The organism is Paracoccus aestuariivivens (assembly GCF_009711225.1).
Lineage (GTDB): Bacteria > Pseudomonadota > Alphaproteobacteria > Rhodobacterales > Rhodobacteraceae > Paracoccus > Paracoccus aestuariivivens.
On record NZ_WMIE01000001.1, the window covers coordinates 409154 to 422195 of the forward strand.

Consider the following 13042-nt stretch of genomic DNA (forward strand, 5'->3'; position numbering starts at 1 on the left):
GACGGATCACGCCTTTATCGTTCCTTTGTCCCGACCGCTTTCGGCCGAACACCGGGTTATTCGGACGGGGCCACCGTCGTCGATTGCGGTCCGGGGCCTTGCGCCTCATCGGGATCGGCGCCAAGCGTGATCATCATCTCGGCAAGGCGGCGGCGCAAGGGCTCGGAAAGGCCATCCTTTTGCTGGATCTGACGGATCAGCACGATGGCGTCCTCGGTCCGGCCCGCGCCGATCAAAGCAACGGCCTTCTGCTCGAGGGCAAGCATCTCGAACGGAGCGCCGGGCTTGGACAGTGCGGCAAGGATACCGTCGCGTTGGGCCGCGTCCATTTCGGCACCAGCCACCATGACAGCCTTGAGTTGCGCCAGATCACGCAAAAGAGGTTCAAGGCCCGGCTCATCGGCGGCAGCCAGCAGGCGCTGCGAGGCCTTGTCGGCCTGACCGGCCTCGGCCTCGGCACCAGCGGCCAGCATCTCGGCCAGCACCTTGCGACCGGCCACATCGCCGGCATCGATCCCTTCAAGCGCAGCGACACGGTTCTCGGCGTCGTCGGCGGCCATGATCGCATCGCCCCACGCGCGGGCGCTGGACTCGGCGCGGCTGTTCGAATGCTCGCGCCATGCGGCTCCGCCAACCAACGCAAGGATCAGCGCGATGGCGATCCAGCCATAGCGGCGGAAAGCCGTAAACAGCCTGTCGCGGCGCAGCTCGTCGGTAACCTCGTCAATGAAGCTGTCGTTCTGGTTCGCCATGTCGTCCCCGTCTACTTTCGCGCTGTTCTATACGGGCTTGGGGCCATTTGCCAATGCCGGCGCGCGATTGGCGGGTTCACGCATTGCGGCGCAGCTCGGCCCGCCCCTTCAATACCGCCGAAGCCGAGTAGATCGCCAAGGCAGCCCAGATCATCGCAAATGCCATCATATGCCAGCCGGTGAAATTTTCCCCGAACACCATGACCGCACACAGGAACTGCAAGGTCGGATTGAGATACAGCATCAGACCCAAAGTCGACATCTCGACCCGACGCGAGGCATAGCTGAACATCACAAGTGGCACGGCCGTGATGATCCCGGACGCGGCAAGCAGCATACTTTGCCCCGCATCCGCACCAAATACGACCGGCTGGGTCAGCGCATCCGGCATAAGCTGCGCCTTTTGCAACAGAAGCCACCCCAGAGCCAGCGGCGCAAGAATTGCGACCTCGCAGGCGACAGACAGGACGGGGCCGACAGGCAGGGTCTTTTTGGTCACGCCGTAAAGCCCGAACGAGAATGCCAGCGACAGGCTGATCCATGGCGCGACACCCAGCCCCCATGTCAGCAGAACCACCGCCAAAGCCGCGATCAGCACGGCGACGGCCTGCGCCGCGTTCAGCTTCTCACCGAAAAAGACCAGCCCCATGACCACGGCAAGCAACGGGAAGATGTAATAACCCAGCGAGCTTTCAACGACATAGCCGACTTTCACCGCCCAGATGAAGATGCCCCAGTTGACGGAAATCACCAGGGCGGCAAAGGCCAGACGCAGGAAATACGGACCAAACAACACCTGCCGGAAATCGGCCAGACGGCCCTGGGCCGCCAAGATGCCGACAAAGAAGACCAGCGACCAAAGTGTACGATGGGCCAGCACCTCGATCACCGGCACATCCGAGAGCATGTGATAGAATAGCGGCGACAGACCCCAGGTCACACAGACCACGATCATGGCCCAGAATCCCTTGCTCCACTCGCTCATATCGGCCTCCGTTCGAAGCACCGGACATGCGCCCGTTTGTCGCAGAGGGCAAGAGGGGGCGCTGCGCTCGCGGCGGGTGTTTTGGCACCACGATAGAAAAAGGCCCGCCGAGCGGGCGGGCCTTGATCGAATTCCGGTTCGGGGATCAGAAGCGCGAGGCCACGTTTTCCCAGTTCACCAGATTGTTCAGGAAGTTTTCCAGATATTTCGGACGCGCGTTGCGGAAGTCGATGTAGTAGCTGTGCTCCCACACGTCGCAGCCCAGCAGAGCGGCCTGGCCGAAGCACAGCGGGTTCACGCCGTTTTCGGTCTTGGTGATTTTCAGCGAGCCGTCGGCGTCCTTGACCAGCCATGCCCAGCCCGAGCCGAACTGGCCGACGCCAGCAGCCGCGAAGTCCGCTTTGAACTTGTCGACCGAGCCGAAGGATTCGGTCAGCGCCTTTTCCAGCTCGCCCGGGATCGCGCCGGGATTCGGGCCCATCATTTCCCAGAACTGGGCGTGGTTCCAGTGCTGGCTGGCATTGTTGAAGATGCCGTTCTGCGCGACTGCGCCGGACTGGTAGGTGCCCTTGACGATGTCCTCAAGGCTTTTGCCTTCCCACTCGGTGCCCGCCACCAGCTCGTTGAGCTTGTCGACATAGGCCTTGTGGTGCTTGTCGTGGTGATACTCGAGCGTCTCTTTCGACATGCCGCCTGCAGCAAGCGCATCGTGAGCGTAAGGAAGATCGGGAAGCGTGAAAGCCATTTTCGAAGTCCTTTCCAAGGGGTTCGGAACAGGGTTCTGACACAGCTGCGATGCGGGGAAAAGCCCTGTATCGAACCGGTCGTGTCAGGCCAGTCAACGCGCCGCCTGCAGGGGGGTTCCCGCCTGATCAGCCGTCGGGCGACACGCAGCGCCCGTTGCCGCGCATGACGTTTTCGTATTCCTGCGCTTTCACTTGCAGATCGGCCCGCCCCGTCGCCTTGCTGACCTTCAGCCGGTAATCGAGCCGCTCGGTATATTGACCAGAGTGGTTTTTCACCCCCCCAAGCGCCCAGCCATAGGTCCGGCTCAGCGGGGTATCGACCGTCACAACTGCTTCTATCGGACGACGGACCAGCTTTTGCAGGATCGGATCGAACACTTCGATGCGACCCTGATGCGGCCCCGCATCCTGACGCGTGAACATCAGGAACTCGGGCACCCAGCCCGAACCGCTTTCATCGACCATCTCGCACATCATCACGCGCAGGGGTTGTTGGGCCTCTTGCCCCTGAGCCGTCAGGGGCAAGGCCAGTAACAGGGCGGCAGGCAGAAAATGGCGCATTGCAATCCGGATCAGTTCTGTCCCTAAGGAATAGTCCGGACGGGCGCGATCACAAGACAAGAACCAGAGATTCAGCGCGGGTCCAGTTGAGTCCCTGCCTGTGCCGCGCCATTCAGCAAGCCCAGCAGGTAGTCCGATACCGACCTGAAGCCGATCAGGACAAAACCGTCGCCTTGTCGCCAGACACCGCAAGCGACCTGCGCCGCGCGGGTGCGGCGCATGCCATCGGCAGGCATCTTCGCCAGATCCGCGGGACATAGCTTCATCAGAACCTGTTCGGCCTTGGCCCCTTCGATGCCGAAGGCCGAGCGCATATCGCTGACATCCAGAACCAGCGCGTGTTGACCTTCCAGAGCGGCCGTCAGGGCCACGACGGCTTCCGGCACCTCGGCCAGTGGCAGGACCAGCAAAAGCTCGTCAGGAGACATCCAACACAGACGGCGCGGCGCTTTGGCCACCATCGCCGTTGCAGCAGGGATCGCCACGCCACAGGCGGCAGCAATCGCATCTCCTGCCGCTGCCAGATCCGCGCGAATCTGGATCATGCCCAGATCGGTCAGCTTCGTGATTCTTGCGAGCGCCTCAGCCATTCGTCCGGCTCCCTTCCTTGTCGTAGAAAACCGGATCGACGATCCGCGCCCTGTAGCTCACCTGCCCCTGTACCGGAAACTCCAGCATCTCGCCCATGCGGTCGGGACCGTGCAACACCAGCCCCATCGCAATCGGCTGGTTCAGCGTCGGCGAGACATAAGTCGAGGTGACCCGCCCCTGTAGATTGCGCTGGCCGTTGGCATTCTCGCCTTCGGCCACGGCATAGACACCGTCGGGAAGCATCCGCCCATCGGTGCTTTCCAACCCGACCAGCTTCCAGCGCTCGGTCGAGGCCATGAAGCTGCGCTCTTGCGCGCGCTTGCCAATGTAGTCGGACTTTTTCTTGCTGATCGCCCAGCCAAGACCCAGATCCTGCGGGATCACGGTTCCATCCGTCTCGTCCCCGATCATGATGAAGCCCTTTTCGGCGCGCATGACGTGCATCGCCTCGGTGCCGTAAGGTGTGATGCCCAGATCAGCGCCCGACTCATGCAGTTTTTGCCACAGTTCAAGGCCGCGCTTGGCAGGAACCGCCACCTCGAAGCTGAGTTCCCCCGAGAAGCTGATGCGGTAGATGCGGGCGGGGATTCCGGCAATCGTGGCCTCGGCCCACCCCATGAAGGGCAAAGCCTCGGCGGACAGATCGATGCCACCCAGACGTTCCAGAAGCGTACGGGCCTGCGGGCCGACAACCGCGACTTGCGCCCATTGTTCGGTCACGTTCGCGGTGTAGACTTTCCAGTCCCACCACTCGCATTGCAGCCAGTCCTCCATATGGGCGTGGATCCGGTCCGCGCCACCCGTGGTGGTATGGACCAGCCATGTGTCATCGGACAGGCGGGCCGCGACACCGTCGTCGATCAGGAAACCGTTCTCGTTGCAGATCAAACCGTAACGGCATTTCCCGACCGGCAGGCTGGACATCATGCCGGTATAGATCATGTCAAGGAAACGCCCCGCATCCGGACCTTTGACCACGATCTTTCCCAGCGTCGAGGCGTCGAGCGTCCCGACCCCGCCCCGCACTGCAAGCACTTCGCGCGCGACCGCGTCGGAATGACTTTCACCGGATTGCGGATAGCAATAGGGCCTGCGCCAGTGGCCGACCGGTTCCCAATGCGCACCATGCGCCTCGTGCCAGCCGTGCATCGGAGTCTTACGCAAGGGCTGGAACAGGTCGCCGCGCGCTTCGGCAGCGATGGTGCCCAAGGTCAAGGGTGTATAGGGCGGGCGGAATGTGGTCGTGCCGGTTTGCGGGATCGGCTGCTTCAGCGCCGCCGACAGGACCGCAAGACCGTTGATATTGCTGACCTTGCCCTGATCGGTCGCCATGCCCAGCGTGGTGTAGCGCTTGGTATGTTCGACGCTTTGATAGCCTTCCTGCGCGGCCAGCTCGACATCCGAAACCTTCACATCGTTCTGGAAATCCAGCCACATCTTGAACTTCATTTTCCGGCTGGCATGCATCGGCATGACCCAAACCGGCATCAGAGGCTGTTCGGGCGCTGCGCCGGTCGCGCCAGAAACCGCAAGATCGCCCGCAGCCGCCCCGACCGGAGTGGCCATCCCCATGCCATCCGCGCCGGTCGGCGGGCGAGAGATATCAGGCAGGAACATCGCCTGCGTTTCGGACCAGATCAGCTTTCCGCCGCAATGGCTCCACAGATGGACGACAGGGGACCAGCCGCCGGACATTGCGACGCAATCGGCCTCGATGATCTCAAGCACCTTGCCCTCACCGGCATGCGAGCAGATCTTGACGGCCTCGACCGAGGTGCTGCCATTGATCCCCGCAATAGCACTGGCCGTCAGGACGCGGACGCCGCGCGCGCGAACGGATTCGGGCAGCGCGCCCGTCGCATTGGGGCGGGCGTCGATCACCGCAACCACGTCCAGACCCGCATCCAAAGCGGTCAGCGCCGTGCGATAGGCATCGTCATTATTCGTGACGACCACGATGCGTTTGCCGGGCGCGACACCGTAATCCGCGATGAAATCCCGCACCGCCGAGGCAAGGATGACGCCGGGAACATCATTACCCGCAAAGCTGAGCGGTCGCTCCAACGCGCCGGAGGCCACGATCACATGCCCCGCCCGAATGCGCCACAGACGCTGGCGCGGGATACCGGCGTCGGGATCATGATCGGCCAGCGCCTCGCGCGCCAGCAGGTAGCCATGATCGTATAGTCCGGTCGCCATCGTGTTCCGGCGCAACGTGACATTGGGCAGCGCGCGCAATTCGGACAGCAAAGCCTCGATCAGGGCCTGACCATCGGCATGGTCGGTCGGGGTGCGGCCACCCCAATGCGGGTTTTGTTCGAGCACCGTAACCGACTTGCCGTCCCTTGCCGCATCGCGCGCGGCGGTCAGACCGGCGATACCGCCACCGACCACGACCAGATCGACATGGGAATAGGCCTGTTCGTAGGTATCGGGGTCGGCCTCGGTCGGAGCCTTGCCCAAACCGGCCGAGCGGCGAATGATCGGCTCGAACAGGTGTTTCCATGCCGCTCGCGGATGGATGAAGGTCTTGTAATAGAAGCCCGCCGGAAGAAAGCGGTACATCCAGTTGTTCATCACACCGATATCGACGCTCAGGCTGGGCCAGCAATTCTGGCTGTTCGCCACCATCCCTTCCAGCAACCGGGTCGTGGTCGCGCGCTGGTTCGGCTCGAACCGCCCGCCTTCACCTAGCCCCAGCAGAGCGTTCGGCTCTTCAGCTCCGCTGGCAAGGGGACCGCGCGGGCGGTGATATTTGAACGACCGCCCCATCATCATCTGACCGCAGGCAAGCAGGGCCGAGGCAATCGTGTCGCCCTGAACCCCGCGGAATTCGCGCCCGTCAAAACGGAACGGCAATTGATAGGCGCGGTCGATCAGGCGACCGCCTTTGGACAGGCGGAAGGGTCCGGAATCGCTCATTCGGTCAGGCTTTCGGCAGAGGAGGTCTTGGTTTCGGTCCAATCGGGCTGCCAGTCCGGGCGCTTGGCGCGGATCGACGCGACGATTTCGGGCGTGGGATGCGGGTTCTGGGCCTTGTAAGTCCCGAACACCTCCAGAGTGACGGTATCGCGCGCCGCAAGGAACCATTTCCCGCAGCCATAGGCGTGCCGCCAACGTTCGAAATGGACGCCTTTGGGATTTTTGCGGGCGAACAGATAGGCCTCGAAATCGCCGTCACTGGAACCGGGGCCAAAGCGTTTCAGATGCGCCTCGCCGCCCGGATGAAGCTCGGTCTCTTCGGCAGTGATACCGCAACAGGGACAGGTCAGGGTCAGCATCAGTCACTCCTTCGGCGGCAGGACGCGCACGATATTCGACGCCCGAGCAATCTGCCGGACGTGTGTCTTGGAAATCGGAAAGAAAGCTTTGCGATGGCCACCCGTCGGGCAAGGCCAAGCGCCACGAACCATCAAAGCGATAACCGGAATGTCCGGCGCATGTGGTTCGAAATCAGCATCGGGACCGCACAACATCAGGCGGTCCGCGCGATCAATACGGCAACCGAGGGGCGGCAAGCCCCTCGGTCCAATGTGATGACGGCGCCGGCCTTAGTTGGCGGGCGGGGTCGTGGTGGTGCCAGCCGGAGCAGGCTCAGCCGGTGCGGGTGCCGGTTCGGTCGTGGCCGGAGCTGCGGGCTCGACGCTGACAGCGCCATCGGTCGGTGCAGGTGCGGGGGTCGTGACAGCGCCCGTTTCGGCGGGAGCCGTCGGCTCGGGCGTACCCCCGGACATGAACCAGTAGATGACGGCCAGCACGACGACGATAGCGCCGATGATGAGCCACAGATTGCTCTTGTTCTGTTCGGCCATGAAAAAAACTCCTTAGTCATGGTGACGTCCTGCACCAATGCGCCATGACCGAAAGAGTTCCGTTGAAATCGCAGCATTTTTCGCGGGCCGCCACGATGGGCGAAAAGCCGCCCGAGCGTCAGGGCAGGTTCACGGCGCATCAATGCGCAACCCCTGCCGCCACGCTTTCATCGATGAACCGGCCTTCCTTGAAGCGATCCAGCCCAAATTCCGCAGCCAAGGGGCCCGGCTGACCTTTCGCAACCAGTTCCGCCATCGCCCAGCCCGAACCGGGAATGGCCTTGAAGCCGCCGGTGCCCCAACCGCAATTCACGAAGATATTCCCGACCGGCGTCGTCGACAGGATCGGAGAGCGGTCGCCCGTCATATCGACGATCCCGCCCCATTGCCGCAGCATCTTCAGCCGCGACAACATCGGGAAGGTCTCGATCAGGGCGCGAATGGTTTCCTCGATATGCTGCCACGAGCCGCGCTGCGAATAGTTGTTGAACCCGTCCGTGCCGCCACCGATCACCATCTCGCCCTTGTCGGATTGCGACAGGTAGCCGTGAACGGTGTTGGCCATGATCACCAGATCGCAGCTGGGTTTCACCGGCTCGCTGACCAACGCCTGCAGGGCCATCGATTCGATCGGCAGGCGGAAGCCCGCCTTCTCGGCCATGACCGAGGAATGCCCTGCCACGACCAAGGCCAGCTTGTCACATTCGATGCGACCCTTGCCAGTGTTCACCGCCTTGACCTGACCGGCTCCGGTCTCGATTCCGGTCACTTCGCAGTTTTGGATGATGTGCATCCCCATGGCCGAGCAAGCCCGCGCATAGCCCCAAGCCACCGCGTCATGCCGCGCCGTGCCGCCGCGTTCCTGATAAAGCCCGCCCAGAACCGGATAGCGCGGCCCGTCGATATTGATGATCGGCAGCATCTGCTTGATGCGCTCGGGCGTGACCCATTCGGTCGCCACGTCCTGCAACTGGTTGGCATAGACGGTGCGCTTGTAACCGCGCACCTCATGTTCGGTCTGGGCCAGCATCAGCAAGCCGCGCGGGCTGAACATGACGTTGTAGTTCAGATCCTGCGACAGGTTTTCGTAAAGCTTCAGCGCTTTGTCATAGATCGCCGCCGATGGATCTTGCAGGTAGTTCGAGCGGATGATCGTCGTATTGCGGCCGGTATTGCCGCCGCCCAGCCAACCCTTTTCGATGATCGCGACATCGGTGATGCCGAAGTTCTTGCCAAGATAATAGGCCGTCGCCAGTCCATGCCCGCCCGCGCCGACAATGACGACCTGATATTTTTTCCTTGGCTCGGGGCTGGTCCATGCCCGTTTCCATCCGGAATGCAGACGCATCGCCTCGCGCGCGATGGCGAAAACCGAATAGCGACCGGTGCTGCTGGAAGCGGGATTGGAGGACATGGGCGCGACCTTGACTGAGATTCTCGACCCGCAGAGTGGAGCCTGGCCGCACAAGGGGCAAGTCGGCTGTGCGACGCGGTGACAGTCGATATGCGTCACGGCAGGGCGCAGATCTTCCGCCCTGATCCTTCTGTCAGAAGTCGCGGGCGTTTGACTTTTTCCGACCGCTCAAACCAGCTATGACCGGATTGCGCCATGGGAGTATGCGATGTTCTGGATCATCTGCGCCGCCTTGTCGGCTATCGTCGCGATAGCGATTGCCGCACCATTGGTGCGACGCCGCGCCGCTGGCGAGGAACCGGCCGCCGCCTATGATCTCAGGATCTATCGCGACCAGCTTCGCGAGGTCGAACGCGATGTCGAACGCCGTCTGGTCGATCCCTCCGAAGCCGAGCGTCTGCGCAACGAAATCGGTCGCAAGGTGCTTGCCGCAGACCGCGCGCTTGAGCGTGAGGGCGTCGCGGGGAGGGTATCGGGTGGACCGGCTGCGCTGGCCATTCTGGCGCTGCTGCTGGCCGGCGCGGTGGTGCTGTATGAACGGATCGGCTCGCCCCAGATGCCCGATGAGCCGATCGCATCGCGCATTTCCCTATCGGAATCCTTTTACCAGAACCGCCCCAGTCAGGCCGAGGCGGAAAAGGCTGCGCCGAAACGCGAACAGCCAGCGCCGGACCCTGAATATGGCGCTTTGATCGAACAGCTTCGCAGCACGGTCACGAAGAACCCCGACGATCCGCGCGGGCAGGAACTCCTGTCGCTGCACGAGGAACGGCTGGGCAATATGATCGCCGCGAAGCAGGCCCAAGCCAAGCTGATCGCGCTGCGTGGCGATAAGGCCACCGCCGAAGATCACATCCGTCTGGCCGCGCTGACGGTCGAATCCGCCGGTGGCATGATCACCCGCGAGGCCGAGGATGAAATCAGGCGGACGCTCGATCTTGATCACGCCAATCCGCAGGCGCGCTTCATGTCGGGGCTGGTCCAGATCCAAAGCGGTCGTCCCGATCTGGCCTTCCCGATCTGGGCGCAACTGCTTAGCGAGGGCCACCGTGACGCACCTTGGCATGACCTGATCGGCTCGGCCATTCAGGATCTGGCGTGGTTTGCCGGCCAGCCCGATTACGTCCCGCCCGAGGACCAAAAGGCTGCCCCTCTGCCCGGCCCCGATGCCGATGCAATGGCTGCCGCTGCGGACATGAGCCCAGAGGATCGCCAGCAGATGATCGAGGGCATGGTCAAGGGGCTGGAAACCCGCCTTGCCACCGAAGGCGGCACGCCCGAGGAATGGGCCCGTCTGATTTCCGCCCTTGTCGTCTTGGGCAAAAAGGACCATGCGCAGGATATCTTGGGCGAGGCGCGGACGCGCTTTGCCTCCATTCCCGAGGCGCTCGCGACGGTCGAGGCTGCGGGCAAAAAGTCGGGACTGCAATGATCTGCGAAACAATCGAGGAATTTGCCGCCGCCCTGCCCCGTTTCGGTGCGGTCGCAGGTCTGGATCTGGGCACAAAAACCATCGGCGTCGCGGTCAGCGACGGGATGCGCAGCGTCGCCTCGCCCATCACGGTGATCCGGCGCGTCAAGTTCACCGCGGATGCCAACGAGCTGCTGAAGATTGTCGCGGACCGCGCACTGGTCGGGCTGATCCTTGGCCTGCCCCGCAATATGGACGGTTCCGAGGGGCCACGCGCGCAATCGACCCGCGCCTTCGTCCGTAATCTGGAGCGGCTGACACCTTTGCCGATCAGCTATTGGGACGAGCGCCTGTCCACCGTCGCAGCCGAACGCGCTTTGCTTGAGGCCGACACCTCGCGCAAGCGCCGCGCCGAGGTCATCGATCAGGTCGCCGCCGGATATATCCTGCAAGGCGCGCTGGATCGGCTGCGTTTTCTGGCCTGACCCTACGCCCTGCAAAAAAGAAAAGCGGCCCGTCGGGGCCGCTTTTTTTGTTTTGCCCGATCGGCTCAGTTCGCGGCGGCGGTCTTGGTGCCCAACGGGAAGGACCACATCAGCGTCTCGCCCGAGGCATCGTCCACCCCGTCATTGTCCGTCACGGTCCAGACCTGCCCATCGGGGGTGATGGCCATGCCCTCGACCTTGTCCTGAACGTAGCCGTTCCACTGTTTCAGTTCGGGGATCAGATCGCGGACGACCTTCTTTTCGACCAGCGGCAGTTCCCCACCCAAAGCCACCGGCTTGAGATCGGCCAGCGCGACCGAGGTGATCTGCTTCAGTTTGGCGGCTTGGCCGATCAGATTGTCGCGCTCGATCAGGTACATGTTGTCGCCGTGGATGGCGATTTCGGACAGACCGACCCAGCCCTCGCCTGATTCCAGCGGATAGCGCACACCGGCCCATTCGCCCGAAGCCGGATCGAATTGCAGAAGTTTGGTCTGCCCCTTGGGGTCGTCTTTCCATTCGCGCTGAACAGCCATCCAAAGCTTGCCGTCGCCGGCCAAGGCAATGCCTTCCAGCCCGAAACGGGTCGATTGCGCGACCAGATCGGCGGGCAATTCGATCGCTTGTGACACCGCGCCCCTGGGGTCGACATGCAGGATCTGATGCGGGATCTCTTTTTCGGGATTGCCTTCGCTGGCCAGCCAGAAGCCGCCCTGGTCGTCAGCCGCGATGCCCTCCAGATCCAGCTTTTCAGCCGCAGCGCCGTCCTTGGTCACGACGATTTTCCGCGTGATGCGGGCTGGCTTCGTCGCGGTTTCGATGCGGTAGATCGAAGGCTCGCTGCCATGGGCGCTGTCGCTGATCGCATAAAGCACCGCCGGATCGGTCGGATCGACGGTCAGACCCGAAAGCGCACCCCAGCCGATAAGCTGCTCGGTATCCGAAACGATAGTCGGATAGGCAGCCGTGCCTTCGGACTGCTCGAAGATCATGACATGGGCACGCGCCGCGCCGTCTTCGCCCAGATCGGTTTCGTTGGCGCTGGCAAACAGGTTGCGCTGCGGGATCGCGACTAGACCTTCCGGCCCGATGCCCGAGGGCAGCAATTGGGTCAGCTTCGGTTCAGCCGTATTGGCGACATCATAGACGCCAATGATGCTGCCGCGCTCGGAGCCGACGAACAGCAACTTCCGGTCCCCGAATTCGGCGAACTTCAAAGCTTCGGGCTCGACGCCTTTCTTGTTCGACCGACCCTCAGGATAGTGGCCGATGCGGACAAGGGCGTGTTCGAAGCTGTTTCCGGCATCATAGGCGACCGAGCCGTCACGGTTCCAGATCGTGAAACCGCGCGAGCCGCCTTTCCAGTCGCCTTCATTGGCGGTGGCGAAGTGATCGTTGTCGATCCAGCCCACGGTGTCCGGCTCGCGCGGGACGGCCTTGAGGCTGCCCGAGAAATCCAGCTTGCCGTCTTTTTCGACGTCGATTCCGTCCAGGTCGACAGTGCCAGCGCTGAAATGCGTGGCGACCTTGCCTGCAGCGTCGATGATGACGATGTGGTTGTTTTCCTGAAGCGTGACGACCAGATCGCCATTGTCGTTGAAGTCCAGATATTCCGGCTCGGGATCATCGCCGCCGACTTCGGCCAGACCGGTCAGTTCGACCATCTGCTTCGCGGCGCAATCTACCTGACCGTCCTTGATCGGCAGGCGCACGACAAAACCGGCGGGCATCTGCGGCAAGGCACCCTCGTTCACGTCCTCGTCGCGCTCGTTCTCGATGGCGACGGCCAGCATATCCCCTTTGGGCGACAACGCGACCGAGTCGGGTTGGCCGCCCAGATCGCAATTCGCCGTGACCGATTTGCTGGCCAGATCGACCGAGCGCAACACGCCCGACGGATTGGTGAAGCTTTCCGAGGTGTTCACGCCGACAAAGGCCATTTTGCCCAGAACGACGGTCGTGGTCGGCTCGCCGTCCATGGCGATATTGCCCAGCGGCTTGGGGTTTTTAGGATCGGCGATGTCGATCAGGCCAATCGCCTTCAGCGGGCTGTCGGAATAGATCAGCTCCATGCCGTCGGCGGTCGCGGTCATGATCTCGGCCGAGGTTGCGCGGGCGGCGTCCTCGCCCTTGGCCATGTTGTCGATGGTCGCAAAGCTGGAGATCCGGTTGAAAACCGGCTCGGCGAAAGCGGGCGAGGCCGCTGCCAGCGCTATGAGCGAACAGAAGGTCAGGCGGAACGTCATGTCTTCCCTCGGGGTTAAGCAAATCCCCGGCGGTGTCGC

12 protein-coding genes are annotated in these 13042 nt (G+C 62.7%); 2 read left to right on the top strand and 10 right to left on the bottom strand.

The window, feature by feature from the left end; translation table 11 throughout:
* Nucleotides 1-56: 56 nt before the first annotated feature.
* The 9 genes from GL286_RS02120 to GL286_RS02160 form a co-directional block, all read right to left on the bottom strand.
* Complete coding sequence (locus GL286_RS02120) at nt 57-752, bottom strand: tetratricopeptide repeat protein (protein ID WP_155093892.1); 696 nt, start codon at nt 750-752, stop codon at nt 57-59.
* A gap of 76 nt (nt 753-828) precedes the next feature.
* Nucleotides 829-1737, bottom strand: coding sequence for an EamA family transporter RarD (gene rarD / locus GL286_RS02125; RefSeq protein ID WP_155093893.1), 909 nt, complete (start codon nt 1735-1737; stop codon nt 829-831).
* A gap of 145 nt (nt 1738-1882) precedes the next feature.
* A complete protein-coding gene (locus GL286_RS02130; RefSeq protein WP_155093894.1) occupies nt 1883-2482 on the bottom strand; it encodes a superoxide dismutase in 600 nt (199 codons plus the stop codon).
* 127 nt (nt 2483-2609) lie between these two features.
* Nucleotides 2610-3044: a hypothetical protein gene (locus GL286_RS02135; protein ID WP_155093895.1), complete on the bottom strand. Its 435-nt coding sequence runs from the start codon at nt 3042-3044 to the stop codon at nt 2610-2612.
* A gap of 71 nt (nt 3045-3115) precedes the next feature.
* On the bottom strand, nt 3116-3634 hold the full coding sequence (locus GL286_RS02140; RefSeq protein WP_155093896.1) for a sarcosine oxidase subunit gamma: 519 nt from the start codon (nt 3632-3634) through the stop codon (nt 3116-3118).
* Entirely contained in the window at nt 3627-6557 is a 2931-nt protein-coding gene (locus GL286_RS02145) for a sarcosine oxidase subunit alpha family protein (protein ID WP_155093897.1), read from the bottom strand. The genes GL286_RS02140 and GL286_RS02145 overlap by 8 nt, the downstream gene beginning before the upstream one ends.
* Nucleotides 6554-6916: a sarcosine oxidase subunit delta gene (locus GL286_RS02150; protein WP_155093898.1), complete on the bottom strand. Its 363-nt coding sequence runs from the start codon at nt 6914-6916 to the stop codon at nt 6554-6556. Before GL286_RS02150 ends, GL286_RS02145 begins: the two co-directional genes overlap by 4 nt.
* Nucleotides 6917-7186: 270 nt before the next feature.
* A complete protein-coding gene (locus GL286_RS02155; RefSeq protein ID WP_155093899.1) occupies nt 7187-7447 on the bottom strand; it encodes a flagellar basal body-associated FliL family protein in 261 nt (86 codons plus the stop codon).
* 139 nt (nt 7448-7586) lie between these two features.
* Nucleotides 7587-8861, bottom strand: a complete 1275-nt coding sequence (locus GL286_RS02160) for a sarcosine oxidase subunit beta family protein (RefSeq protein WP_155093900.1) — start codon at nt 8859-8861, stop codon at nt 7587-7589.
* 208 nt (nt 8862-9069) lie between these two features.
* On the opposite strand from GL286_RS02160, the gene ccmI reads away from it, so the two are divergent.
* Nucleotides 9070-10293, top strand: coding sequence for a c-type cytochrome biogenesis protein CcmI (ccmI, locus tag GL286_RS02165; RefSeq protein ID WP_155093901.1), 1224 nt, complete (start codon nt 9070-9072; stop codon nt 10291-10293).
* Nucleotides 10290-10757 carry a Holliday junction resolvase RuvX gene (gene ruvX, locus GL286_RS02170; protein WP_155093902.1) on the top strand — a complete coding sequence of 156 codons (468 nt, stop codon included), beginning with the start codon at nt 10290-10292 and terminating at the stop codon, nt 10755-10757. Before ccmI ends, ruvX begins: the two co-directional genes overlap by 4 nt.
* Nucleotides 10758-10822: 65 nt before the next feature.
* On the opposite strand, the gene GL286_RS02175 is transcribed toward ruvX, so the two are convergent.
* The gene (locus GL286_RS02175; protein WP_155093903.1) at nt 10823-13003 is read right to left on the bottom strand and encodes an esterase-like activity of phytase family protein; all 2181 of its coding nucleotides are present in this window, start codon (nt 13001-13003) and stop codon (nt 10823-10825) included.
* Nucleotides 13004-13042: the final 39 nt, after the last annotated feature.